This is a genomic window from Pseudoalteromonas sp. 1_2015MBL_MicDiv, assembly GCF_002407505.1.
Lineage (GTDB): Bacteria > Pseudomonadota > Gammaproteobacteria > Enterobacterales > Alteromonadaceae > Pseudoalteromonas > Pseudoalteromonas fuliginea.
This window is the reverse complement of record NZ_CP012737.1, coordinates 1,436,950-1,462,499: the sequence shown is the minus strand read 5'-3', so window position 1 is coordinate 1,462,499 and position 25,550 is coordinate 1,436,950. Positions and strand designations below refer to the sequence as shown.

22 protein-coding genes are annotated in these 25,550 nt (G+C 38.0%); 11 read left to right on the top strand and 11 right to left on the bottom strand.

Going from position 1 to position 25,550, the window contains the following annotated elements:
- Positions 1–824 precede the first annotated feature (824 nt).
- Together AOR04_RS06720 and pyrC are read right to left on the bottom strand one after the other, a co-directional pair.
- On the bottom strand, positions 825–1,028 hold the full coding sequence (locus AOR04_RS06720) for a cold-shock protein (RefSeq protein WP_002961702.1): 204 nt from the start codon (positions 1,026–1,028) through the stop codon (positions 825–827).
- Positions 1,029–1,451: 423 nt separating this feature from the next.
- On the bottom strand, positions 1,452–2,504 hold the full coding sequence (pyrC, locus tag AOR04_RS06715) for a dihydroorotase (RefSeq protein ID WP_007375875.1): 1,053 nt from the start codon (positions 2,502–2,504) through the stop codon (positions 1,452–1,454).
- Between the two features lie 207 nt (positions 2,505–2,711).
- On the opposite strand from pyrC, the gene AOR04_RS06710 reads away from it, so the two are divergent.
- From AOR04_RS06710 to AOR04_RS06700, 3 genes are all read left to right on the top strand, one after another.
- Positions 2,712–5,081 (top strand): bifunctional diguanylate cyclase/phosphodiesterase, encoded by a 2,370-nt coding sequence (locus AOR04_RS06710; RefSeq protein WP_096792837.1) that lies wholly within the window; start codon positions 2,712–2,714, stop codon positions 5,079–5,081.
- Positions 5,082–5,503: 422 nt separating this feature from the next.
- Positions 5,504–6,391: a LysR family transcriptional regulator gene (locus tag AOR04_RS06705; protein WP_007375877.1), complete on the top strand. Its 888-nt coding sequence runs from the start codon at positions 5,504–5,506 to the stop codon at positions 6,389–6,391.
- A gap of 54 nt (positions 6,392–6,445) precedes the next feature.
- Positions 6,446–7,210: a YdcF family protein gene (locus AOR04_RS06700; RefSeq protein WP_198403011.1), complete on the top strand. Its 765-nt coding sequence runs from the start codon at positions 6,446–6,448 to the stop codon at positions 7,208–7,210.
- 78 nt (positions 7,211–7,288) lie between these two features.
- Here the strand turns inward: AOR04_RS06700 and AOR04_RS06695 are convergent, their stop codons facing one another.
- Entirely contained in the window at positions 7,289–8,041 is a 753-nt protein-coding gene (locus AOR04_RS06695) for a Nif3-like dinuclear metal center hexameric protein (protein ID WP_096792835.1), read from the bottom strand.
- A gap of 150 nt (positions 8,042–8,191) precedes the next feature.
- On the opposite strand from AOR04_RS06695, the gene AOR04_RS06690 reads away from it, so the two are divergent.
- Positions 8,192–8,548, top strand: coding sequence for a hypothetical protein (locus tag AOR04_RS06690; protein ID WP_096792834.1), 357 nt, complete (start codon positions 8,192–8,194; stop codon positions 8,546–8,548).
- A 31-nt stretch (positions 8,549–8,579) separates the two neighbouring features.
- Here the strand turns inward: AOR04_RS06690 and AOR04_RS06685 are convergent, their stop codons facing one another.
- Positions 8,580–9,056, bottom strand: a complete 477-nt coding sequence (locus AOR04_RS06685; protein WP_007375881.1) for an HPP family protein — start codon at positions 9,054–9,056, stop codon at positions 8,580–8,582.
- 96 nt (positions 9,057–9,152) lie between these two features.
- Here AOR04_RS06685 and AOR04_RS06680 point away from each other — a divergent pair, with 96 nt between their 5' ends.
- Entirely contained in the window at positions 9,153–9,725 is a 573-nt protein-coding gene (locus tag AOR04_RS06680) for a TetR/AcrR family transcriptional regulator (RefSeq protein ID WP_096792833.1), read from the top strand.
- Between the two features lie 40 nt (positions 9,726–9,765).
- Here AOR04_RS06680 and AOR04_RS06675 read toward each other — a convergent pair whose 3' ends face one another.
- The 5 genes from AOR04_RS06675 to AOR04_RS06655 all read right to left on the bottom strand — a co-directional run bounded on the left by AOR04_RS06675 (position 9,766) and on the right by AOR04_RS06655 (position 17,874).
- The gene (locus AOR04_RS06675; RefSeq protein WP_096792832.1) at positions 9,766–12,945 is read right to left on the bottom strand and encodes an amidohydrolase family protein; all 3,180 of its coding nucleotides are present in this window, start codon (positions 12,943–12,945) and stop codon (positions 9,766–9,768) included.
- A 105-nt stretch (positions 12,946–13,050) separates the two neighbouring features.
- A complete protein-coding gene (locus AOR04_RS06670) occupies positions 13,051–13,875 on the bottom strand; it encodes a M90 family metallopeptidase (protein WP_096792831.1) in 825 nt (274 codons plus the stop codon).
- A 176-nt stretch (positions 13,876–14,051) separates the two neighbouring features.
- The gene (locus AOR04_RS06665; protein ID WP_096792830.1) at positions 14,052–14,690 is read right to left on the bottom strand and encodes a CatA-like O-acetyltransferase; all 639 of its coding nucleotides are present in this window, start codon (positions 14,688–14,690) and stop codon (positions 14,052–14,054) included.
- 185 nt (positions 14,691–14,875) lie between these two features.
- Positions 14,876–15,916: a Leu/Phe/Val dehydrogenase gene (locus tag AOR04_RS06660; protein WP_096792829.1), complete on the bottom strand. Its 1,041-nt coding sequence runs from the start codon at positions 15,914–15,916 to the stop codon at positions 14,876–14,878.
- 431 nt (positions 15,917–16,347) lie between these two features.
- Complete coding sequence (locus AOR04_RS06655; RefSeq protein WP_007375888.1) at positions 16,348–17,874, bottom strand: fumarate hydratase; 1,527 nt, start codon at positions 17,872–17,874, stop codon at positions 16,348–16,350.
- Between the two features lie 155 nt (positions 17,875–18,029).
- Between AOR04_RS06655 and pabB the strand changes: the two genes are divergently transcribed.
- From pabB to AOR04_RS06640, 3 genes are all read left to right on the top strand, one after another.
- Positions 18,030–19,388 carry an aminodeoxychorismate synthase component I gene (gene pabB, locus AOR04_RS06650; protein ID WP_096792828.1) on the top strand — a complete coding sequence of 453 codons (1,359 nt, stop codon included), beginning with the start codon at positions 18,030–18,032 and terminating at the stop codon, positions 19,386–19,388.
- Between the two features lie 6 nt (positions 19,389–19,394).
- Entirely contained in the window at positions 19,395–19,970 is a 576-nt protein-coding gene (locus AOR04_RS06645) for an NUDIX hydrolase (RefSeq protein WP_033037769.1), read from the top strand.
- Positions 19,971–20,071: 101 nt separating this feature from the next.
- On the top strand, positions 20,072–21,448 hold the full coding sequence (locus AOR04_RS06640) for an L-serine ammonia-lyase (protein WP_007375891.1): 1,377 nt from the start codon (positions 20,072–20,074) through the stop codon (positions 21,446–21,448).
- Positions 21,449–21,506: 58 nt separating this feature from the next.
- On the opposite strand, the gene AOR04_RS06635 is transcribed toward AOR04_RS06640, so the two are convergent.
- Positions 21,507–22,799 (bottom strand): NCS2 family permease, encoded by a 1,293-nt coding sequence (locus AOR04_RS06635; RefSeq protein ID WP_045984411.1) that lies wholly within the window; start codon positions 22,797–22,799, stop codon positions 21,507–21,509.
- Between the two features lie 117 nt (positions 22,800–22,916).
- On the opposite strand from AOR04_RS06635, the gene AOR04_RS06630 reads away from it, so the two are divergent.
- The 3 genes from AOR04_RS06630 (at position 22,917) to AOR04_RS06620 (ending at position 24,623) form a co-directional block, all read left to right on the top strand.
- Entirely contained in the window at positions 22,917–23,381 is a 465-nt protein-coding gene (locus tag AOR04_RS06630; protein ID WP_007375893.1) for a tetratricopeptide repeat protein, read from the top strand.
- 290 nt (positions 23,382–23,671) lie between these two features.
- Entirely contained in the window at positions 23,672–24,106 is a 435-nt protein-coding gene (locus AOR04_RS06625) for a SulA-like leucine-rich domain-containing protein (RefSeq protein ID WP_007375894.1), read from the top strand.
- 37 nt (positions 24,107–24,143) lie between these two features.
- Positions 24,144–24,623 (top strand): YchJ family protein, encoded by a 480-nt coding sequence (locus AOR04_RS06620; RefSeq protein ID WP_096792827.1) that lies wholly within the window; start codon positions 24,144–24,146, stop codon positions 24,621–24,623.
- A 605-nt stretch (positions 24,624–25,228) separates the two neighbouring features.
- On the opposite strand, the gene AOR04_RS06615 is transcribed toward AOR04_RS06620, so the two are convergent.
- Positions 25,229–25,531 carry a DUF6172 family protein gene (locus AOR04_RS06615; RefSeq protein ID WP_007375896.1) on the bottom strand — a complete coding sequence of 101 codons (303 nt, stop codon included), beginning with the start codon at positions 25,529–25,531 and terminating at the stop codon, positions 25,229–25,231.
- Positions 25,532–25,550 lie beyond the last annotated feature (19 nt).

Here is a 25,550-nt window from a genome sequence, read left to right as displayed (position 1 = left end):
ACCTCGTTACATAGCTCGCTACTATGCTTTAAGGTAGTCTTATAATAACTAAAAGCTGTTGAAGTTTAATTTTTTAATTTTAATATCGTAGCTCAATCACACACAGCAATGCTTACTGTAGTGCCGTTGTGCTCATAAAGGCGATAACAATGCATAAATGCCAAATACATTCTATTCAAAGGGTCTTGCTAGAGGTAATTGACTCTTTGTTGTATAAATAGATAAGGGCTGAAAGTAGGACATGAAGCTTTACTTGTTCGATTTATGATAAAAGTCTGCTTAGAAATGGGGTCAATTTAACGCCAAGAAAATTGCATAATAGCAATTCGCTTAATTAAGTGTTCTATTTTGATATAAGAAAATCGTGTCGACAAAAAGAATAAACTTCAAATAGGTTAAATGGTTATTTTATTCGTTGAATTGATAAAGTGCTTATGTAGATCGATATGACTATAAGGAATGTAAGGCTTTAGCCGCTAACGAGAGCACTAGATAAAAAATCGTGTCGCAAAAAAATCTCTAAGAATAAAATTTAACTCAGAAAAATAATAAACTTTAATAGCAAAAAGATAATCCTGTTATTTAATACACGTGGTATTTCGCTTGACGACTTGATCAACCAAATGCTCAAAGAATATTGCTACTTGAACAATAAAGATGCATTTAACAAATATCAGCGCTTTAAAATTAATTAATTTAAGTATGCAGTGTAATAATTGATAGCTTTATAGGAGATAGTGAGGAAGATTTAATAGTATTAACAAAGGAATTATGGTGAAACAGATAACTGTTTCACCACGTTGAACGAAGGTTCACATAATAAATTATGCTGCTTCTACGTTCTCAGCTTCAGGGCCTTTTTGACCTTGCTTGATGCTGAATGTCACTGCTTGACCTTCGCTAAGAGTGCGAAAACCAGAACCAGTGATTGCGCTGAAATGTACAAACACGTCAGGACCATTTTCTTGTTCAATGAAACCAAAGCCTTTAGCTTCGTTGAAAAACTTTACTTTACCAGTAACCGACATACTAAATTTTCCTGTAAGTCAATAATTAAAATTCAGCCATATTATTATGGCAATATCCTCCCCGAGTCAATGCCCACAAAATGGAGGTATAGTACAGGAAGAAGTAATAACCTAACCGGTAACCTTAAACGCAGCACAATATCCGTAAATTCAATACGCAAAAACTCAAAGCAAGTTAAGATTAACACATTATTTTTTATTTCGCTCTATTAATTAGACATTATTTATTAAAAATATATTTTTTTATTAAAAAATGTCTAAACGGCTAATTTTAATACAAAAAAATACTATTCGGTTACTCTTTTTAGAATCAGTCGCGTATTTTAAATGCGAAATATTTGATCAAAACAAAAATTGTACAATGATCAGCGCAAGTAAAAATCACATAAAAATTTATAAAGTTTAAGCTGATTTACTGAATGATTAACTCACTTCCCATTCAATCATGTCTTCGGCTTTAATGGGAACAACATGCGAATCACCTAGCGAGTAGCTAGCGGGAACTCTCCAAGGATTTCTTTGTAGTGTTATTGTATCTTGATTACGCATAACACCATAAAAATCAGGGCCAAAGTGACTAGCAAAACCTTCTAATTTATCCAGTGCACCAGCTTCTTCAAATGCCTCGGCGTATAATTCAATCGCAGCGTGAGCTGTGTATGCCCCAGCACAACCGCAAGCAGCTTCTTTTTTGTCTTTATAATGCGGAGCCGAATCAGTTCCTAAAAAGAATTTTTTATTGCCACTTATTGCTGCAGCCATTAATGCTTGTTGGTGTGTATTACGTTTTAATATTGGTAAACAGTAATAATGGGGACGTATCCCCCCTGCTAACATATGATTACGATTATAAAGTAAATGATGAGCTGTAATAGTAGCCGCTACATTATCCGGTGCGTTTACTACGAACTCTACCGCATCTTTCGTTGTAATATGCTCTAGTACAATTTTAAGTTCAGGGAAATCGCTAACAACATCACCTAAAATTGTATCTAAAAATACCTTTTCTCGATCAAAAATATCTATCGACGAATCAGTAACTTCACCGTGAACCAATAAAAGCATCCCCACTTCTTGCATTGCTTTTAATACTGAGTAAATATTTTTAACGGAAGTCACACCAGAGTCAGAATTTGTTGTAGCGCCTGCTGGGTAAAGTTTAGCCGCAACTATTTTACCTGTTTCTTTAGCTTTTTTAATTTCTTCAGGTGTTGTTTTATCAGTAAGATACAAAACCATTAATGGCTCAAAATCACCTTGAGGACCTGCCGCCATAATACGTGCACGGTATTCAAGTGCTGTATCAGTACATGTTGCCGGAGGAACCAAGTTAGGCATAATAATCGCACGACCCATATAACGACTAATATCGCGAACGGTATCTTTTAGCTGATCGCCATCACGTAAGTGTACATGCCAGTCATCTGGTCGAGTTATAGTGAGTGTTGTGATTGCATCTTTAGTTTTACTAATCATTTTTTTATTCCACGGCTGAATTTATCCGATCATAGGCATAGGAGGTTTTCGAGTAAAGACCTTATTAAAAATAATGGACTCAGCTCCACTATTAAATAAAACTTTACAGCTCATAAAAAGCATTCATCGTTTTATTTTGTAGAAAGATAAAGTTTACGTTAACTTAGTCGCTGTGTTTATAAATATAAAGAATAAAATTAGCTGCCTATGTCGAACAAAGTCGATACCAATGAAGCTCTGGAAATAAAAACTGAACAGCTTAGTATCATTAATCAGTTTTCATCTAGTTTATTACAGCTTGATACTCTAGAAGAGTTACTAGAATACGTAACAACTCAAGTCGTTAATAGACTTGGCTTTGTTGATTGTGTTATCTACCTTGCCGATGACTCAGCTTCTATATTAAACCAAGTTGCATCTATGGGGATCCCCCATCAACGCTACAAATATAGAGCGCAACGAAAGGTAATACAGTTTAGTGAAGGAATTTCGGGCTTTGTTGCACGCACCGGTGAAGCAGTGATGCTTGGTGATGTAAGTACTGATAGCCGCTATATAGCAGATGAACGCCCTGCTCAGTCAGAATTATGTGTTCCTCTTATATATAAAGAGCAAATTTTAGGGGTAATTGATTGTGAACATCCCATTAAGAACTATTTTACTAATGCCCATCTTGAAATACTCACCACTGTCGCACATTTACTTAGTGCCAAAATAAACCAAGTTAATACTGTCAACAATTTACAACAAACTGTTGAGCAATTAAATAATGCGCAAAAACTTGAAAATAGTCTTTTACAAATAGCTAACTTAACTTATAAAGCCAGTGACCTAGATACTTTTTTTGAATCTCTTCACGGTATAATTAATAGCTTGTTACGTGCAGATAATTTTTTTATTGCACTTTACGATAAACAAGTAGATATACTCGACATTGTCTACATTGTTGAAGAGGGTATTCAAACAAGCACCCATCAAAAATTTTCAAAAGAGCAACTTAAAGACACTGCCTCATATTATTTACTACAAAAAGATCAGCCATTACTTTTTACAAAAAAAGATTACAAACAACAAATAGCAGATGGCCACTTCAAAATGATAGGCCGACAATCCGAGTCTTGGTTGGGCGTACCATTTAAAGCAAATGAACGTATCAGTGGTGTTATTGTTGTTCAAAGTTATGATAAGTCTTTACATTACAGTGAGCATGACAGCTCATTATTAACGTATGTGAGCCGTCAAATTAGCATGGCAATAGATAGGCAACTTGCTCGCCAGGAGCTTGAACACCGTGCTTTACACGATGAATTGACTGGGCTAGCTAATCGTTCACTATTAATAGAACGTGCGAAGCACGCTATATTAAGGCTAACACGTGCCAAAAAAGGCACCAGCCATGCGTTGTTATATTTAGATTTTGACCGATTTAAGAGTATTAATGATTCTCTAGGCCATGAAGTTGGTGACCACTTCTTAATTCGAATATGTGACTTAATTAAAGCCACCGTTCGTAATACCGATACCTTTGCCCGTTTAGGTGGCGATGAGTTTGCTATTTTCATGGAAAATATTACGCATCGAAACCAAGTCAACGAAGCGCTTAAACGGATTCAAACTGTACTTTCAAAACCAATCGATGTTGATGGTCATTTATTACAAGCTTCAACCAGTATCGGTATTGCATATAGTGATAATATAAATGATAAAGCTTATATATTACTTCAACAAGCTGACGCCGCTATGTACGAGGCTAAATCGACAGGTCGTGGGCAAGTTAAGTTTTTTAATAATACCATGCGTAAAAAGCTTAAGACTCATGCTGATATCGAAAACGATTTGCAACACGGTATTGAGCACAACGAATTTGAACTCTATTTTCAACCAATTTTTACCATCGCTGAAAGTGAAGTCATTGGTTTTGAAGCCTTAGTTCGTTGGCATCACCCTAAAAAAGGCTTTGTTTCACCGAATGACTTTATTCCTATTGCTGAAACCACTGGGCAGATTATAAACCTTGATTTGCACTTGCTCGATTTAGCTGCCCAACAAATTTCAGACTGGCACCAGCAAGGTCATCGATTCTTAAAAATTACAGTTAATGTATCATCTCGGCATTTTGCTAGTCTTGATTTTGTTGCGCAAATTCATGCTATTTACAACAAATATCAATTGCCTTTGGGTTCTTTATGCCTAGAAATTACAGAATCAGGTTTAATAGAGAATTTAGATCTAGCAACGCAAATTATAGAAGGCCTATCCCCTCTAAAAGTTAAGCTCTGTTTAGATGATTTTGGCACCGGATACTCTGCATTAGGCTATTTACATCAACTTCCGATTCATGTTTTAAAAATTGATAAGAGTTTTATTGACCACCTTCAAGATTCAACTAACCCGTTGGTTGAGGCTATTTTATCTCTGGCGCAATCATTAAAATTTGCTGTCGTAGCTGAAGGGATAGAAACTGTAGAACAACTAACTATATTACAATCGACGCAATGCGATTTTGGGCAAGGGTTTTTAAAATCAAAACCTGTCAGCGCAAACGAAGCCATATTATTAATAAATAACCCCCTATAATATAGCCGATTTTACTCTTTGTTAATCGGTTTTACTTATTCTTACATGGATGTAAGCCTCTAAAGTAACGCAGAAGTAGTTATCGAGCCCACTACACACTTCACGCCATGATTAAATCATCCTTAGATAACCTGAACTATGGATAATAAATCTATCTCGAGCAGTTATTTTCGACGCTAAAAATCACGTCCAGTTAAAATATATATTATTTTTCCTTCCTCTGATTCAACATGAAGCAAACTCATATAAAACTTGTAAAGTCAGTATTAAATGACTTCTATCATTAGAAATTTAAATTTTTAATAAATTTATGACAATAAACAGCAAAGCTTTAGCCATCTAGACGTTGAAACGTTTTTTATATAGGCGTAGTATGTAATTAATCTGAGCTAAACTCACTTTTTCCATGAGAATTTTTAAAGATGATTGGTATTAAACATTTAAAAACCATAGCAACCCTAAAAGAAACAGGATCTTTGGTTAATACAGCACGAGAATTATTTTTAACACAGTCTGCTTTATCTCATCAAATCAAAGATTTAGAGAATAAATTAGATTGCCAATTATTCGAACGTAAAACTCAGCCAGTCCGCTTTACGCCCCAAGGAATGTTATTACTTGAGTTAGCTCACGAAATATTACCAAAAATGGAAGCGACTAAATGCCGTTTAAAAGAAAGCTTAAACCAGCCTATTTCTCAACTGCGTTTAAGTGTGGAATGCCATGCATGTTTTCATTGGTTATTGCCTACGATCAAAGAATTTAATAACTTTTGGCCTGATATAAAAATTGATTACGAGCGTGGTTTTAGTTATGACGCTATTCCTGACCTACTAAACGATGAACTCGACTTAGTTTTGACGTCTGATATACGTGAACCCGACACATTAGAATACGCGCACTTGTTTGATTTTAAACTGAAGCTTATTGTGGCGCCTGATCATGAACTTGCTAAAAAAGCATATGTAACAGCACTTGATTTGAAAAACGAAACCATTATTTCATACCCTATCCCGCGCGAACGCCAAGATATTTTTAAATACTTTATTCAAAATGCACGTTTCGATGGCACCTTAAAAACAGTTGATCAAGGACTCCTTATTTTTCAATTAGTGAGTGCTGGTATGGGTGTTGCTGCATTACCTGATTGGCTAGTTACCCCTTATGAAAGCCAAGGTTTAATAAAGTCCATCCCGCTAGGTGCGCTTGGGCTTACTCGACCGATGTACTTAGCAATGAAAAAAGATATGAAAGATAACCCTGTTTATCGCCATTTTTTAAATACCTGTAAGCTAAATAACGGTCGATAAATCGCAATCTAATGAGTAACATAAAGCAATACTCTTGTTTTTATGTTGCTTATTATGTTTGTTATTAAAAAAATGATTGGTGGTTTACTTATGCCACTACCTCTATTTGGTTTATTTGCGTGTCTAATGCTCCTACTCGCATTTAAAGGCCGCAAATCAGCCCTCTTCTTATCTACTTTAAGCTTAATTGTATTACTTGCATTGAGTACACCCTTTATCGCCAATTTAATTATCCAAAATAATGAACCTGCGTCGCTTGCATTTAATGCCCTAAAGCACTCTAAAATAGACAAAATAGTCGTGCTAGGTTGCGACATAAACCCAAATTCGGCTTTAAGTTCAAATAATCAATTAGGTAATTGTGCGCTAACGCGCTTAGTCGAAGGTGTAAAACTTGCCAAGTACTACCCTAATGCAGAGCTTATAGTTTCAGGCGGGGGCTATCAAAATACCACTAATAGCGGGCTTATGTATCAAACAGCGGTGAGTTTAGGAATTAATAAAAGCCGTATATTCCAAAACCCAAAAGCAATGGATACCGGTGAAGAAGCTAAGTTACTCGCATCAAAATTAGTCGACTTTAAAGTTGCACTAGTAACATCTGTACTGCACATGCCCCGTGCCAAAGACTTATTTAATGCTCAAGGCATTAAAGTCATAACCGCAGCCACTGATTACCATAATTTTGCAGCGCTGCCGTGGAGCAAGCAGTTTATTCCAAATGCTCAAGCCTTACTTGTGGTTACGCAATATAGTCACGAAGTAGTAGGAAATACATGGATAAGTTTGCGCCGCTGGATAGATCCAGAGGCGCTGTAACTTATATAGTCCTAACCTGAACTCTGGACAATAAAATCTATTTCAACCAAAGTTCAGGTTAGCTAATAGATAGCCTAGTTAAACTGGGTTATCTATATCTATAAATATCACCTCAAAACCATGCTCTTGCGCTAATAACTCACCCAAAGCTTTTACACCATAGCGCTCTGTTGCATGATGCCCTGCTGCAAAAAAATCAATATTTTGCTCACGAGAGCTATGAATTGTTTGCTCTGATGCCTCACCGGTTAAATACGCGTCAATACCTTGCTCTGCAGCTAAATCAATATACCCTTGCCCTCCACCGGTGCACAGTGCAATAGTTTCAATTTTAGCTGAGCGTACTAAGCTTGTGAGTGGGGCCCGATTAAGTACTTTTGCTATTTTATTTGCAAAATCTTCACCATTTAGAGGCGTTTTTAAACGTCCTTTCATTGCTACGCTATTTGAAACTGGCTCAAGCCCAGCCTCTATTTCAATATCTAATAACTTTGCCAGTTGCGCGTTATTGCCTATTGCCGGGTGAATATCGAGTGGTAAGTGATAGCCAAATAAATTAATATCATTAGCTAGTAGCGCCCCTATACGACGCTTTTTCATTCCCGTTATAGGTTGGGATTCCCCCTTCCAAAAAAAACCATGGTGAACCAAAATAGCATCTGCTTGTTGCTCAATAGCAGCATCTATTAATGCTTGACTCGCGGTTACACCCGTCACAATTTTTTTAATTTCATTTTTACCTTCAACTTGCAAACCATTTGGGCAAAAATCTTTAATTGTATGAGGTTTCAAAATGTCGTTTAATAGTTGGTTAAATTCTCGACGTTGCATATAACTTACCTTACTAAGCACTGAATTTTGTGCAAATTTTGGCGTTTATGGCGTAAAAATGAAAGGAAAATCGCAAAAAATTGAAAAACTGATTCAAAATAGGTATAAATACGTCTTCTTTATCTGTGTTCACAACGTATAGGGTCTCTGATGAGCAAACTAGACAAAACAGAAGTGTTATCTGCCTTTGAAGCAGCGTACGAAGCTGCCAATGGTAAAAAACCTGAAATCACAACCAAACCTGGCTGGTACAGCATCGATGGCGGTAAAAACTTACGCCTAGCTGATTTAGTAGAGCTGACTGAAGAATTAAGCTCTGGTAAAACGACACCAAAAGCGCCTGCTAAAAAAACTAAAACCAAAGCGGCTGCGCCTGTAAAAGCACAGAAAAAAGCCCCATTCACTGTTGTTACCGAAAATGAAGAAGGCTACACAGCGGAAGAGCTTTGGATTGTAATTTTAGCTCGTAAAGATCATGATTGTCGCTTACCGCGCGGTGTTGTTTAATCAACATTTATGATTTTTAAAAAAAACCGCGTTAAGCGGTTTTTTTATGCCTGCTATTTACCGAGAAAGCCAGTAACCATTTTGCAGCAAAGCCACAAATAACAATAAACATCGTCCCGGCTAATACAGGCATAATCAAAAAGTCCCAACTCTGCCCTGATGCAATAATCAGAATAGGATTAGCACCTGCCGCCGGATGTACTGTTTTAGTGAGCATCATTAGTGTAATTGCAATGCCAACGGCCAATGCAATTGATGCACTGCCATCGCCAACATAAGTTACAAAAACGATACCCACAAATGCAGTTAAAAGATGACCAAAAATCACATTTTTTGGCTGTGCTAATGGGCTATTTGGAATACCAAATACAAGTACTGCTGTTGCACCAAAGGGTGCCATTAACCATATCCCATAATCACCCATGTTGTTCAACCACGCTAGAAATCCAAGCACAAGCGCTGAAAAAACACCGGCAACACAGGCTAATTTGATATCACTTAAATTCATTTTAATCTCTTACATTAAAAGTAGACCGACTTGTCTACACACGTAGGGTAGACAACTCAGTCTACTTGTGTCAACCTTTGTTTTTGAGGAGACTAAATGACTAAACAAGAACATATTGTAAATACTGCACTTACTTTGTTTTACACCAAAGGCTTACATGCTGTTGGCATTAATGAAATTCTAGCAGAATCTAACGTGGCAAAAAAAACACTTTATAATCATTTTGCCAGTAAAGATGAGTTAATTTGCGCGTGCTTAGCCAAAAGAGATACACAGTTTAATAGCTGGTTTGAAGAGATCTGTAATAAACCACTAGCTATTGAAGTCGCTATTTCGTTATTTACTGGGTTAAAACTATGGTTTGCCAACCAAGTACCAAAGCTTGGGCATTTCAATGGCTGTTTTTTTATAAATGCTGCAGCAGAGTATCCTAATGCTCAACACCCTATAGCAAAGCAATGTATGCAACATAAACAAACCATATTAGACATCATTTTAACTGCATTACTTGCTACACCCGAACTCAAAAATAATAAAGTTAAAGCGCTAGAAATTGCACATACCTTACTTACTCTCAAAGAGGGATTAATATCCCAAGCACGTGTAACGCGTAGCCAATCTTTCGTTATGCCAAGTATTACTTTGCTAAAACACATAACACAAAGCTAAAAAAAGCGGCTAATAGCCGCTTCCAAAAGATCAAAATAAATTACAGTTTTTCAAAATAAAGTGGTTCGCGCTCTTTTTTACCCACTTCATTCATTGTCTCTGCATTGAATAATCGACCATTGATCATGGTGTAATCTACTTTATCCGAATCTCGAATATTTTTAAGCGGATCGCCATCTATAACCATTAAATCCGCCAGTTTGCCCACTTCAAGCGAGCCTACGTTTTTATCAAGCCCTAAATACTTAGCCGGATCGAGTGTCGATGCACGTATTGCCTCAAGCGGTGTCATTCCGCCTTGTGCAAACATCCACATCTCCCAGTGTGCACCTAAGCCTTCACGCTGACCGTGAGCACCTAAGTTAACTAATACACCTAGGTCTTGCAGCTCAGCAGCAACGCGTGCGTTATTAAAGTGATTATAGTGATGATCGGGCGCTTTAATGCGGCGCATAGAGCGTGGTAATAATTGATTTTTAGGCACAAATTTACTTAAACGTGGATGATTCCACACATCAGTTTTATCATACCAGTAATTTTCACCCCAAATGCCACCATAAGCCACTACAAGTGTTGGTGTATAACCAACATCACTTTGCGACCATAACTGCTTTATATCGTCGTATATGTGCTCTACAGGGATTGAATGCTCAATACCTGTGTGTCCATCTACAATCATACTTAAGTTATGTTGTAATAATGAGCCGCCTTCAGGTACTACCATCATTTCAAGCATCCGGCCTGCTTCAATAACTTGTTGGCGCTGCTCACGGCGAGGCTGGTTATACGATTTAACACTAAACGCCCCTACTTTTTTAAGGCGCTCTAAATGAAACTTTGCATCGTCTAACGAGTCAATATGCGACGTATAACCTGGCATATTTGCGCCATATAAAATAGTACCCGTTGAGAAAATACGCGGGCCAACAATCATGCCTGCCTTTTGCATTTCGCTTGCGGTAAATATTTCAGAGGTATCGTTTGATGGATCGTGAATTGTAGTTACACCCAGCGCTAAACCTGCAAAGTTTTTCCAGTTTTGCTCAGGTATAATTTCGTCACTTGCTTGCGAGCCATGTGCATGAGCATCAACAATACCAGGCATAATTGTTTTGCCTGTTACATCAATAACCTCAGCACCTTTAGGGATGCTTATCTCACTGGCTGTACCAATTGCTTTAATATGCTTGCCATCAGTGATAATTACACCATTTTCAATAACCTTTTCGCCGTCCATCGTTATAATTTTTGCACCAGTGAGCGCAATCATGCCTTTAGGCTCTGCCATTTTTTTACTGAAACCAATATTATCGCCACTTTTCACTTTAAAGTCGGCATCTTCGGCTTTGTTAATGGCAAACATCCCCTCAAGGCTTGCATGATAAAGCTCAGGCCCTAATGTCCAATAAAGTTTGTTGCTCTTAGCACTCCAGCTAATGTTTTCACCAGCACGTACCGATAACTGCTCTATTGGAAATTGACTGTCTTTAGGCCCAATATTAATTGTTTTACCACTTTGTACAAACGGGGTTACAAATACTTTAAATCGCTCTGCAAACGCTAAATATTTGCCATCTGGTGATACTCTAAATTCTGTCGCATGCTCTGACTCGTATAGTTTGCTAACTTTTTTACTTTCAAGCTCTACTACACTTAACGTTGGTTTTGGCCAAGGACTCATAATGAAAACACGATCGTTTGCATCTCCAAATTGAGGCTGATAACCACTTTTTGAAATAAGCTCACTTTTACCGCCTTTAGCGCTTACGCTATAAACCCCCGGATTAAGTGACCATTTAGGGTTTAAAATACTGCCGCCAGTAGCTTTTCGATAAACAACCGTCTTTCCATCTGGGCTAAACGTAGGCTCTACATATTTCCCGGGCTCTTTAGTAATTATATCGCCACGACCACTACGCGCAGAAACCACTCTTACAGACCCTTGTTTGTTATCATCCCATGTGGTGTAAACTATTTTTTTACCATCGCGAGAGTACTGTGGAAATAATTCGTAATGATCAGTTTGCTTTGTTAAACGCTTAATTTTACCTGACTCTAAATCACGTTTATAAATATGCCCAAGCGCTTCAAAAATTGCAGTTTCGCCATCTGGGCTTACTTGCACATTACGCAGCATTTTTACATCAAACTCATCAGTATCTAAGTTTTGTGTAAAGCGCACCGCTTTTTGAATTTTTTTACTTGTTTGCACTTTAAAAGGTATGGTTTTAACAGATTTGTCTGCAACATCTAGCTTGTGAATTGTACCACCAGCCCAAAATACCAGTTCTTCATTATCGGGTGTCCATGCAATGGTTGGGTATACACCATGAATAGCCCAGGTTTCTTGCATATCTCGCTCAAGCTTATCGTAAAGCTTAGTGTGCTCACCGCTGGTTAAGTCATATAAATAAAGACTAGTTTGAAAATCATCACGCTTTATATACGCCAGTTTTTTACCATCAGGTGACGGTGTAGGCCTAATGGCACCGCCCATCGTATCGATTATGGTTTCAATTTCACCCGTTTCACGGTCGTAGCGCTTAATTTTATAAATGCCCGCTACAGAATCCTTTGAATAATGAAAGGTTTTACCGGGTGTTGCATCATGCGAAAAGTATACATAACGACCATCAGGTGAAAACATTGGCTCACCTAAATCTTTTTGATCGTTCTCGCGTTTTGTAAGCTGTACGCCCTTACCACCCGCTTTGTGATACAACCACACTTCACCTGCTCCCAATGAGCGGCTAGCTGTAAAGTGTTTACGCGCAACTAAGTAGTCGCCATCAGGACTCCATGCAGGACTATTTAGTAATCTAAAGGTTTCATCGGTAACAGCGTGTTGATTTTCACCATTTAAGTCCATTATCCAAATGTTATCGCCACCACCTTGATCGGAGGTAAACGCAATACTTTTGCCGTTAGGACTAAAGCGCGGTTGCATTTGCCATGCAATATCAGAGGTGAGCTTTGTAGCTGTACCACCACTCATTGGCATAGTGTAAATATCGCCAAGTAAGTCAAACACCACGGTTTTACCATCAGGGCTAATATCTATATTCATCCATGTGCCCTGCTCAACGCTAATTGCAGCGTCAACAAATTGCCCCTTAGGTGAATCTACTTGCCATTTTTGTTCGTCTTTTTCAGCGGCATTTACCTGCCCTATCGCTAAAGACACCGACAGCGCCAATACTGTATGAAGCATTTTTTTCATGCGTTTCTCGCTTGTTATTGTTGCAGTAAAAACTATTTCACATGATTGCAACAAAAACAAACGCAACTTGCCAGCGTTATATGATAAAGCGCGGTTTATGTAGGTTTAATGCCAAACAATAGGGTCAAATTGATAGTAATTAACTAGCATACTGTAAATTTCAGGATCGTATCGGCGAAGCTCTGCGGGTTTTTCGAGGAAGGTTTCCGTGAGTACAGCAAAAAACTCAGCTTCGTTAGTCGCACCATAGCTGTGAATAACATGCGGCATGCTATAGGCAACATGACTTTTCAACTGCGTAAACGCGCGGCTAAATACTCGGCCCCACTCTTTGTAATCTGCTGAGCTTTTTAAAAGTGGTGTGCCCGTTGTTTTACCTGTTTCTTGATCGAGTTGATGCGCAAACTCATGAAATACCAAGTTATGTCCATCGCTTGGTAAACGATTACCCTCAAGTACATCATGCCAGCTTAAAACAAGTGTGCCGCCAGGCCATGACTCGCCTAGTCTTACCGTATTGTGGTAACTCACAAGTCCTGCACTATCGCGAGTTGATTGTGGAGCATAATAAGCACTTGGGTATAATAAAATTTCTTTTACATTTCTATATAACGGCCACGGTTTATTGAGTACTAATACACACGCATCGGCGGCAACAATTAACTTCATTGCAGATGTTAGCCTTAAGCCATCACAACCGACAAATCGTTTTTCGTTTAAAAACCACGTAATATGTCGCTCTAACTTTTCTCTGTCGGCATCGGTCATTTTTTTATAGATGGGCATGCAACGCAGTAAAATATCTTTTTGCTGTGAATTTAAAGCAAAGTCTTTATATTTACTGCGCCATAATCGGTTTTGAATTGATGGCCAACGCCAGAAAATCACCACAAAAAGAATTAAAACAACAATTAACAGTCCATTTATCATGGGGATTTCCTGAGCTAAGGTATGGTATATAAATATGTCCAGCACACGTGCTTTTCAAACATACAAGGTTATGTATTTGAATATAAAGTAATTCACATCGCATTGCTTATAGATTACTTATAGATTACTTATAAATTGTTTACTGCTTTGCACTGCCGTTACTGATGTGTTTAAAGTCAACCTTTGCAAAAGGTATCAAATGTACCCTGCAATGTGCTTATAAATTTCGCTACGTGCAAACCATCCATTAATGAATGGTGTACATCGATAGCTAAAGGCATTGTGCCTGTGTGTTTATCAAACTGACCAAATACAAATTTAGGAATGCCTAAACTCTGCCCTTCACTAAATGCATGCGAAAACGCACTAAAATTCAGCCACGGCAAAACAGATATATGAATTAAATCTGCCTGCCCTTCTGTTTGAGAAAATGCATCAGAAAATAACGGCTGTAATTTCGCTTTTTTGCTTACGTCACTTGCATGATTTGCAAACTCTTTAAAATCGCTTGCGCTGTTAAAATAACTAAAAACAAACGTATCGTTTTCAGACAACTCAACCACACTTGCGCGAACACTATTAAGTAACCATGGTTGATTATCTATTATACGTAGCATTATTGAATCGTACTCATGGCACGCTTTTAAGGTGCAATATACATACGCTTGAAAAAAAGAAAATTGATTGGTTTTGCAATAGTCGTAAAGTGCTTGAGCATCTAAACGCACACACACATTAAAATAAGGCTGAGAAAAGTGTTTAAATAATTCAAAGTGTTGCTTTCTAGGCCAATTATCTAAATCGATAGGCTGCATGAGAGAAGTTGAGGGAGTCATAATTTGCCGCACAAAATTAAAAATAAAGTGTACCGCTGTTCAGTAACAATTGCATTAGGGTCTATTAATCTTTCAAGGTTAAATCCGCAAAGATCAACACCCCTTAACTTACAGATAAACAAAAGGTGTGCAATTGCACACCTTTATGTAAATTAGAACTTAAATTACAGACCGTTTTTAATGATCTCTTGCGCTAATTCGTCAGCAATTAAATGCGTTGATTTTTGCTCTTTTTCGCTGCGAGCAAAAATTTCAGTTAACGTATTAAAAATACCTTCAACATGTTTATTAGACGCTGCTGCACTGTAACCTTCTGGCGCTGTTTCGTAATAAACATTAATAATACCACCGGCGTTAATTACGTAATCTGGTGCATATAAAATGCCTCTTTCACGAATAACTTCACCGTGGCGAGATTCTGCCAGCTGATTATTAGCACAGCCTGCAATAATAGTCGCTTTTAAACGCGGTATCGTTAAATCGTTAATAGTTGCGCCTAATGCACAAGGTGCATAAACATCAACATCTAAGTCGTAAATGTCATCAATGCCAACCGCAGTTGCGCCAAAATCACTTGCTACACGATCAATGGCAGCTTGGTTAATATCAGTTACAAACAACTCAGCGCCCGCATCATGTAAATGTTTACACAAACCATAAGCAACAGCACCTAAACCTTGAACAGCCACTTTCACACCTGCAAAATTTTGATGGCCACGTTGATGCTGTAGCGCTGCTTTAATTCCTAAAAAAGTACCGTATGCTGTAAATGGCGATGGGTTACCGCTTTTACCTTCAAGACCCAGTACGTAATTAGTTTCTTTATTCATGATAGCTACATCAGCACATGTGATGTTTACATCTTCTGCTGAGTAATAGCTGCCATTTAATCGCTCTAACTGACGACCAAATGCACGGAATAATTGCTCAGATTTAATTTCTTTCGCATTACCTATAATTACAGATTTACCGCCACCAAAGGGTAAGCGCGCAACTGCATTTTTATAAGTCATGCCCTTTGATAAACGTAGCACGTCGTAAACAGCATCTTCGTCGTTTGCATAATCCCACATTCTACATCCGCCAACTGCAGGACCTAGGTTGGTATTATGTACAGCAATAATTGCTTTTAAACCCGACTCTTCATCAGAACAAAAAACCACTTGTTCATGGTTATCAAATTCAACTCGATTAAACACAGCCACTTAAAATACTCCGAAATAGTTAACCCCTGAGAGGGTATGCGCGCTGGAAATTGCCGAGACTTTATCACTTCATATACGTGTTCGCTATACTCACAGATGATAAAACCAATGAAAATATTAAGCTTAAATTAAATAACCTAATTAAAACTTTTATATAGATAAAAAATTCACAAAACCGTCATTTGTAAGTTTTAAATACTATAAATATAAAAACCTCACCAACTTACGTTTACGTGAACGTAACGAACTTGTTGCATGTAAAGTTTAATATACAAGTGCTACTTGGCCGCTACGTACCGCTGCCTATAGGTTTTCAGTAAAAAGTAAGCTTTTCCGCAAACTGGTCAGAGCTATAAACTTGCTAATAACTCTATTTAAAAAAACAAAAAAGCGAGCACCAGGCTCGCTTTTTAAAAAGACCAAAACGTACGTTATTTTAACTTGCTATCAAGCTCTTCAATTTTAGCTTTCCAGATTGCAGGGCCTTGTGTATGCGCATTGGCGCCTTCACTGTCTACTGCAACAGTCACTGGCATATCTTCTACTTCAAATTCGTAAATAGCTTCCATACCTAAATCTTCAAAAGCAACTACGCGTGCTTTTTTAATCGCTTTAGATACTAAGTAAGCTGCGCCGCCTACAGCCATTAAATAAACAGATTTATGCTCTTTAATAGATTCAACCGTTGCAGGGCCACGTTCAGCTTTACCAATCATGCCTACAATGCCTGTTTTTTCTAGCATCATATCGGTAAATTTATCCATGCGAGTGGCTGTTGTAGGGCCAGCAGGACCAACTGCTTCATCACGTACCGCATCCACAGGGCCTACGTAATAAATAAATTTATTATCAAAGTCTACGCCCTCAGGTAAACCTTCACCTGAATTGATCATATCTTGCAAACGTTTATGCGCTGCATCACGACCTGTTAAAATAGTGCCCGAAAGTAAAACGGTTTCACCCATTTTCCATTCTTGAACATCTTTTTTAGTCAGTGTATTTAAGTCAACGCGACGTGTGCCTTCGCCCACTTCAAATGTTACTTGTGGCCAATCTTCTAGCTTAGGTGCTTTTAAATTAGCAGGGCCAGAACCGTCAAGTGTAAAATGTACATGGCGAGTTGCCGCACAATTTGGGATCATTACTACAGGTTTTGAAGCTGCATGCGTTGGTGCTGTTTTAATTTTAACATCAACAACCGTTGTTAAACCGCCTAAGCCTTGTGCGCCAATACCTAATTTATTAGCACGATCAAAAATTTCTAAACGCAGTTTTTCTTCAGTTGTCTCTGCGCCGCGTTCCATTAGTTCATGGATATCAACCGGATCCATTAACGACTCTTTAGCCATTACTGCTGCTTTTTCAGCCGTACCACCAATACCTATACCTAGCATGCCTGGCGGACACCAACCAGCACCCATTGTTGGTAGTGTTTTTTCTACCCATGCAGCAACATCATCTGACGGGTTTAACATAACCATTTTACTTTTGTTTTCAGAGCCGCCGCCTTTAGCCGCAACCATTACTTCTACTTTTCCACCCGCTACTAAATCAATATGCACAACCGAAGGTGTATTATCTTTAGTGTTTTTACGTGTGCCAGCAGGGTCTGCAACAATAGATGCACGTAAAGGGTTATCTGGATTTAAATATGCACGACGAGTACCTTCATCAACCATTTGTTGAACGGTTAAATCTGTTTTATCCCACTTAACATCCATACCTACTTTAACAAAACAGGTAATAATACCGGTGTCTTGGCAAAGTGGACGCTTGCCTTCAGCCGACATGCGTGAGTTAATTAAAATTTGTGCAATGGCGTCTTTAGCCGCTTTACTTTGTTCTTTGTTGTACGCTTTTTCGAGTGCTTGAACAAAATCAAGTGGGTGATAGAACGAAATATATTGCAATGCATCTTCAATGCTATCAATAAAGTCTTGCTGACAAATTGTACTCATAGTGGTTCCTTAAGTTACCGTTACGCGTTGTCGCGTAATCTAAATCAAACCGGTGACGGTGGTTTGCACTGTTTTTTGCAGCTTAGTGCTGCCAAAAAATTTGACTTATGATACCCTCCCAGCCCGTTTCGAGCCAGTTCTTAAAGGGGCAGTAAATGCTAAACAATAAAAAAAATTGTATTAAATTAGGCATAACACAAAACTGCATTGACGTTTTTGCGCATTTTTCACATTTGCCTTATGCAATTCTATTAGATTCTGCAAATAGTAATCATATAAACAGCCGTTTTGATATTGTTGCTATTGAGCCGCAAAGTACCCTTGAAGTAAAAAATAATAAAAGCTTTTTAAATAATATAGAAAGTAGTGATAACTGCTTTGAAATTATGAATAATGAGCTTTCGCATCTTGCTAAAACAAAAGCCGATTACGATTTACCCTTTAATGGCGGCTGGCTTGGCTACTTTGGCTACGACTTAGGGCGTACAATTGAAAACATCCCCACTCATGCTATTGAAGACATTAATCTTCCCCAAATGGCTATTGGCCTTTACTTAGATGCCCTTATTTACGACAAACAGCAACAAAGCTGGTTTTATATATCGCAGCCAAACACCGATCGATTAGCGCTTTATGAGCAATATTTAAATACGCACGCTAACTCCCAAGTTAATACGCAGTCCTTTGCCCTAAACAGCGACTGGCAATCAAATATGAGCGAAACGGAGTACGCTGCAAAGTTTGCCCAAATTGAGGAGTATCTAAAAAGTGGCGATTGTTACCAAATTAATTTAGCACAGCGCTTTAACGCTCAGTTTGAAGGCTCCCCTTGGGCAGCTTATATTAAACTGCGTGAGGCAAATAAAGCGCCATTTTCGAGCTTTATAAATCACCCTCAAGGGGCAATTTTATCAATTTCCCCTGAGCGCTTTATATCAGTAAATAATAACGTTGTAGAAACCAAACCTATTAAAGGCACACTGCCGCGAAAAGCGGATGCGCTGGAAGATCAACGCCAAGCCCAAATACTCGCAGCATCAGATAAAGATCGCGCTGAAAATGTCATGATTGTTGATTTACTGCGTAACGACTTAGGCAAAGTGGCAAAACCTGGCAGCGTTCACGTCCCTTCTCTTTTTGCTATTGAAAGCTTTCCGGCAGTGCATCATTTAGTAAGCACGGTAACCTCTGAACTTGATGAAGGTAAAACAGCCGTCGATCAGCTAAAAGCGGCTTTTCCGGGTGGCTCAATCACCGGTGCGCCCAAAATTAGAGCAATGGAAATAATTGAAGAATTAGAACCACATCGCCGCAGCATTTATTGTGGCTCAATTGGTTATTTAAGTGCGTGTGGAAATATGGATACGAGTATCACTATTCGCACCTTGGTGTGCCACAAAGCGCAAATTTACTGCTGGGCAGGTGGCGGAATAGTCGCTGATTCTAAAGTCGAATTGGAATATCAAGAAACTTACGATAAAGTAAATAAAATCCTCCCTTTATTAAAACAGTAGGTCGCTTTGAATAGTGAACACATTATGGCGCGGTTTCTGTTAAGCCCTACAGCTGCGCCAAACCAGTTAAAAGACACGCGTAAAAAACGCGCTAGCGCTGTTATGCTGCCAATTATTGATATAGATAACCATGCACATATTTTACTGTGTAAACGCCCTACTTATTTACACCATCACCCTGGAGAGATTTGTTTGCCAGGGGGTAAGTTTGAAGTAAGCGACATTACCCTTCGCACCACAGCCCTTCGCGAACTAAAAGAAGAGCTAAATATTGCCCAAAACAACGTTAATGTAATAGGTCACTTACCTGAGTATTCAACATTAACGGGTTTTAGTATTAGCCCCTATGTAGGTTTACTTAATAAAGGCACCACATGGGAAAATGACTATAATGAAGTACAAGCGAGCTTTTTACTCTCTGTCACTGAGTTAAATAACGAAGCTAATTGGCAACCCTTACCTTTTCAACGATTTGGGAAAACGGTTATTTTGCAAGGTTTTAAAACGCCGCATGGTTTACTTTGGGGTGCGACTGCAAACATTATAAAAAACTTTACAAAACAACTCGCCTTACCAGTTTAAATCTTCGTTATTAGTAGTTACACAATCACAATTCCACGTTATCATGCTCGACCGTTCAAAGAGCAGCTTCGTGCTGATAAAACAAAGTAGAGACACACATTATGATCAGTGCATTTGATATGTTTAGCATTGGTATTGGCCCTTCGTCATCACACACCGTTGGCCCAATGCGCGCATCACGCTTATTTGTTAATGACCTACAAGAACAACAATTATTAGCAAATGTTACCGATATTAAAGTAGAGCTTTATGGCTCTTTGGGTCAAACAGGTGTTGGCCATGGTTCGGGTAAAGCCGTAATTCTTGGTTTAGCCGGTTACGACCCTGAAACTATAGATGCCGATTTAGTCGACGACATTTTAGCGACCATCGAACAAGATCAGGTTATTTATTTAAACAAAACACACAAAGCTAAGTTTCCAAAACAAGGCGCTATTGTTTTTCATCGTCGCAAAACGCTGCCTAAGCACTCTAATGCAATGGAAATTATCGCCTCAAACAACGGCGAAAAAGTTTACAGCAAAGTATATTACTCTATTGGCGGTGGCTTTATTGTTACTGACGAAGAGTTTGAAAACGAAAAACAAGCAGCCCTCGATATTAGAGAAGAAAACCCAGCCCCATTCCCATTTGGTAGCGCAAAAGAGTTACTAGAAATGTGTAAAGAGTCAGGGCTTAGTGTTTCAAGCTTGATGATGAAGAACGAAAAAACACTGCGCACTGAAGATGAAATAAAAGACACGCTGTTTCATATCTGGAAAGTAATGATGGCCTGTATTGACCGTGGTATGCGTACAGAAGGTATTTTACCTGGCGGCTTAAAAGTAAAGCGCCGTGCGCCTAGCTTATACTTAAAACTAAATATAGAAGTCAGTAACGACCCACTTCGTGCAATGGACTGGGTTGATTTATTTGCCCTTGCCGTAAACGAAGAAAATGCGGCAGGTGGTCGTGTAGTTACCGCACCAACTAATGGTGCTGCGGGTATTTTACCGGCTGTGCTTATGTACTATCACACATTTGTGAAAGAAGTAGACCGCGATATAGCCACACGTTATTTATTAACGGCTGCTGCTATTGGTATTTTATATAAAAAGAATGCCTCTATATCGGGTGCTGAAGTAGGTTGCCAAGGTGAAGTTGGTGTTGCATGCTCTATGGCTGCAGGCGCATTAACAGAAATTGTAGGTGGCAATGTTGTGCAAGTAGAGAACGCAGCAGAAATTGGTATGGAACATAATTTAGGCCTCACGTGCGACCCTGTTGGTGGCTTAGTACAAGTACCGTGTATTGAACGTAATGCAATGGGCGCGATTAAAGCAATTAATGCCTCACGTTTAGCTATTCGTGGCAGTGGCGAGCAAAAGGTATCACTTGATAAAGTGATTAAAACCATGCTTGAAACCGGCAACGATATGAAAACCAAATACAAAGAAACCGCTCGCGGTGGATTGGCTGTTAATATTATTGAATGTTAAAAATAACTAAAAAAGGCCATACAAATTTGTATGGCCTTTTTTATCTAGCTGTATCAATTTAAGACAAAAATGCAAATTTAATAATAAACAGTGCCGTTAAAATCCATACGCTAATTGTGACTTCGTCTTGCTTACCACACAACACTTTTACTACAGTATAAGATATAAAACCAAGTGCTATACCATGAGCAATTGAAAACGTTAATGGCGTCATCAGTAAAACGACTGTAACGGGAATGGCATCGGTCATATCATCCCAATTAACAAACTTCAGATTTTGTAGCATTAAAACTGCAACATATAAAATGGCTCCAGCGGTTGCGTAAGCTGGTACCATTTGCGCAAGTGGTGCAAAAAACATCATAAGTAAAAAGCAAATACCTACCACAACTGCTGTTAAACCAGTACGCCCACCTACAGATACACCTGCAACAGACTCTATATAAGATGTTGTAGTAGAAGTGCCCAACATAGCGCCTGCAATTGTTGCTGTACTGTCAGCACTTAGCGCTCTTCCTAGCCGAGGCATATTTCCTTTTTCATCAGCAAGCCCTGCTTTTTGAGTAACTGCAACTAAAGTACCCGAGGTATCAAATAAATCCACAAACAAAAATGCGAAAATAACGCTCAACATAGATAATTCAAGTGCAGCACCAAAATCAAGCTGCATAAAAGTAGGTAAAATAGAAGGAGGCGTAGCAACAATTCCATGGTATTCAACAAGCCCTAAAGCCAGTGCGATACAGGTCACTAATAAAATACTAATTAATACACCACTTTTAAAGTTACGATATAAAAGCGCAGCAATAATAAAAAAGCTGAAAATAGCTAATAATGGGCCAGCTGAAGTTATATCACCTAATTGTACTAACGTTGCAGGGCTGGCAACGATGATGCCCGCATTTTTAAGAGCAATTAAAGCTAAAAATGCGCCAATACCCGTTGCAATGGCCCGCTTTAAAACCAAAGGAATGGCATTAATAATCCACTCACGAACTTTAAACAGGCTTAGAAGTAAAAATATACACCCAGACATAAAAACAGCACCTAATGCCGCCTGCCATGTGTAACCCATCCCTAATACAACACCATATGTAAAAAATGCATTTAACCCCATTCCAGGCGCTAATGCTAAAGGATAATTAGCCCACAATCCCATAATAAAACAACCAATAGCAGCTGCAATACAAGTTGCTACAAAAGCAGCTCCCTGATCCATTCCAGCCTCTGCTAACATGGCAGGGTTAACAAATACAATGTAAACCATTGTGATAAATGTAGTAATACCCGCAATGCATTCACGGCGGACTGATGAGCCATTCTCACTAATTTTAAATAAAGCTTCGAGCATAATAGACTTATGGTTGTAAAAAGTGGCAATATTTTAACATAAAAATCATCTTTTACAGGACATTTTACCTTGCGATATACTAAACTATTGACTTAGTTACATAACGAATGAGTGAGCATGATAAAAACAACACCGACAGGCCAAGATTTAGAGCAGCAGTTAGACAATATACTGTCCTTTGTCACGCAACCTAGCGACACTAACTCAACGCCAACTAACGAAAATAGTCAGCAAAATACACTGAACAAAGCACTGTATTATTTAAAAAACAATCAAAATGCACTTGCTGCGAAGTGGATGCGTTTAGCTGCGATGTCTGGAGAACTTCGAGCACAATTTTACTTAGGACTATTTTTTGTAAAAGGCCAAGGTGTTCCGCAAAGTGTATTTCATGCAGTTGCATGGCTAAGCTTATCAAGTAGTCAAGGTCACGAGCCAGCAACTACTGCATTAACTGACTTGCGTAAACACATTGAAACTAAACGCTTTAAAGATGCCCAATGCTACGCTGCAAGTTTATATGAACAAATTCACCAATTGCAGTTTTCTCACCTAATACCAAATAACGCTAACGAAGAGTAAATTACACATACGAAACTATGCTGTAATTTACACATGAAATCATTATTTAAAGCTGCCATATCAACCTTCAACAGGTGTATACAGTATTCAACACAATAATGCACAGTTGGAAACAACAACATAAAGGTAAATTTAAATCATTAAATATTAATAACTTAAAAAAATGACAATTTAAAAAAAGTCTAAATCTTAAATTATCGTACAAAAAAATAGCAAAAAACACTTGCACACAAACACTGTATAAACTACTGTATGTAAATACTGTATAAAAACCCAGTGAGTGAAGCGATATGTTACAACCAATTACCGTACGAACAGTTAAAAGCTACCAACAAGACAATAAAAGCGATTGTGTTAATTTAATTGAAATTGAAGATGAAATTTCGGCAACATTTGAGCTATTAAAAGTATTACATCAATACAATAGCTTAAATGCTTGGACATTATTAATCGCACCCGATCACGTCCCTAGTAAAGCGCTACTTGATTCGTGCTCTATCGATACGAGTAAATTACTCGTTATTAGACAAAAACACTTAGTGAATCTAGAGTACGTATTAAATTCGGCTTTACACAACGGTAATTTTGCAGCTGTAATTACTTGGACTGATATAGTTAATAACCAGCTATTAACTAGCTTATCTCTGGATATGAGTAAAACAAATACAAAGTTATATTGCTTCACGAAAAACAAACAAACCACAGAGATATTACTAGCTCAATAATCTTGTTAAACTAACATTTTAGCTTTACACCAAAATTATGACCTCACTGAATAAAACATTATGTCTTTGTGGCAGCCAACAAAATTATGTTGACTGCTGCGAACCTTTTCATTTGGCAATACAGCATCCTCAAACACCAGAGCTACTTATGCGCTCTCGTTATAGTGCTTATGCACTCAAAAATGCTAAGTATATTTATCAAACATATACACCAGATAAACAGCCCGAAAACCCCGTTAAAGAAATTAAAGAATTTGCAGATGGTTGCCGCTTTATAAAACTGACAATTATAGACTCAGGGCACGATGATAGTCAGGGTTTTGTAGAATTTAAAGCGCACTACTTTTATGATAATTTATACTGTGAATTGCACGAACAATCAAAATTCATTAAAGAAAAAAATCAGTGGAAATATTCTGACGGCGTTATATTACCTGTTGCAGATATAAAAATTGGCAGGAACGATGATTGCCCATGTGGCAGTACTAAAAAGTATAAAAAGTGCCATAGCCTATAAACCTCAACTTACCCAGGCATCAGGTATTTTGAAACACACTAATTAGTTAAATGATATGTACTCTAGTTTTGTACATATTATTTAACTTAATGTGGCGCATACACACGAAAAGTTATTTATTTCCAAAAAACTCAGCGTCTCTAAATAAAATTTTATACCAATCTGCTTATGTATGGGGTCTATTTAACGTTAAGAAAATTACGCTAGAACTAGGCAAAAGTTTTTGTATCTAGTTGTTCTAAATAAAAAATTTTAACGACGTTATAGTGCAATTTAATTCGTTAAATTGATCAAAGATTTATGCAGGTTGGTATTATAGGGTTATTAGATAATTTATATTGTTCAAATACTTATACCAACTCTTTTAATTAAGTGATCTATTTTTAGATAACAGAATCGTGTCGATAACAAGACAAAAAATCGTTATTTAATTGTCCTATATCAGAAATTTTTAACGCCGTTAGCGTCAGATTTAATCCCTCAAACTGATTAAGCATGATTGCGGATTGGTTGGTTAGTATTATTCAGATTGATATTAAAACCCACATAACAAAAATGGACCACTTGGGTCCATCTCTACTTTACGAGTACTTAAAATTTAAGAGTTACTCGTCGTCATCTAAATCAGCTTGTTGACGCTGTGCCGGCTTTGCTAAAATCTCTACGTAGAAAGACTTTAAATCTTGCTTTTCGATGTCGCTGATATGATTGCTAATCTCTGCAACGTGCACTACTTGAGCATCTTCAGCTGTATTACCAAACTTACAGTCAAATGCCCAGTAATCAGCATCTTCAGGTAGCGTTTTATTACGTTCTCTTTTCAAATATTTTTTCACTTCGTGCTTTGCAGCATCGACCATACGAGGGTATTTGATTTTCTCGTGATTCAGCGTGAATGTTTTCTTCATTACGTTCCTAATTACCTTG

Coding starts and splice junctions, on each gene's coding strand:
- AOR04_RS06720 (WP_002961702.1), bottom strand. CDS start 1,028: ATGTCGGTTACTGGTAAAGTAAAGTTTTTCAACGAAGCTAAAGGCTTT.
- pyrC (WP_007375875.1), bottom strand. CDS start 2,504: ATGATTAGTAAAACTAAAGATGCAATCACAACACTCACTATAACTCGA.
- AOR04_RS06710 (WP_096792837.1), top strand. CDS start 2,712: ATGTCGAACAAAGTCGATACCAATGAAGCTCTGGAAATAAAAACTGAA.
- AOR04_RS06705 (WP_007375877.1), top strand. CDS start 5,504: ATGATTGGTATTAAACATTTAAAAACCATAGCAACCCTAAAAGAAACA.
- AOR04_RS06700 (WP_198403011.1), top strand. CDS start 6,446: ATGTTTGTTATTAAAAAAATGATTGGTGGTTTACTTATGCCACTACCT.
- AOR04_RS06695 (WP_096792835.1), bottom strand. CDS start 8,041: ATGCAACGTCGAGAATTTAACCAACTATTAAACGACATTTTGAAACCT.
- AOR04_RS06690 (WP_096792834.1), top strand. CDS start 8,192: ATGAGCAAACTAGACAAAACAGAAGTGTTATCTGCCTTTGAAGCAGCG.
- AOR04_RS06685 (WP_007375881.1), bottom strand. CDS start 9,056: ATGAATTTAAGTGATATCAAATTAGCCTGTGTTGCCGGTGTTTTTTCA.
- AOR04_RS06680 (WP_096792833.1), top strand. CDS start 9,153: ATGACTAAACAAGAACATATTGTAAATACTGCACTTACTTTGTTTTAC.
- AOR04_RS06675 (WP_096792832.1), bottom strand. CDS start 12,945: ATGAAAAAAATGCTTCATACAGTATTGGCGCTGTCGGTGTCTTTAGCG.
- AOR04_RS06670 (WP_096792831.1), bottom strand. CDS start 13,875: ATGATAAATGGACTGTTAATTGTTGTTTTAATTCTTTTTGTGGTGATT.
- AOR04_RS06665 (WP_096792830.1), bottom strand. CDS start 14,690: ATGCAGCCTATCGATTTAGATAATTGGCCTAGAAAGCAACACTTTGAA.
- AOR04_RS06655 (WP_007375888.1), bottom strand. CDS start 17,874: ATGAGTACAATTTGTCAGCAAGACTTTATTGATAGCATTGAAGATGCA.
- pabB (WP_096792828.1), top strand. CDS start 18,030: ATGCTAAACAATAAAAAAAATTGTATTAAATTAGGCATAACACAAAAC.
- AOR04_RS06640 (WP_007375891.1), top strand. CDS start 20,072: ATGATCAGTGCATTTGATATGTTTAGCATTGGTATTGGCCCTTCGTCA.
- AOR04_RS06635 (WP_045984411.1), bottom strand. CDS start 22,799: ATGCTCGAAGCTTTATTTAAAATTAGTGAGAATGGCTCATCAGTCCGC.
- AOR04_RS06630 (WP_007375893.1), top strand. CDS start 22,917: ATGATAAAAACAACACCGACAGGCCAAGATTTAGAGCAGCAGTTAGAC.
- AOR04_RS06625 (WP_007375894.1), top strand. CDS start 23,672: ATGTTACAACCAATTACCGTACGAACAGTTAAAAGCTACCAACAAGAC.
- AOR04_RS06620 (WP_096792827.1), top strand. CDS start 24,144: ATGACCTCACTGAATAAAACATTATGTCTTTGTGGCAGCCAACAAAAT.
- AOR04_RS06615 (WP_007375896.1), bottom strand. CDS start 25,531: ATGAAGAAAACATTCACGCTGAATCACGAGAAAATCAAATACCCTCGT.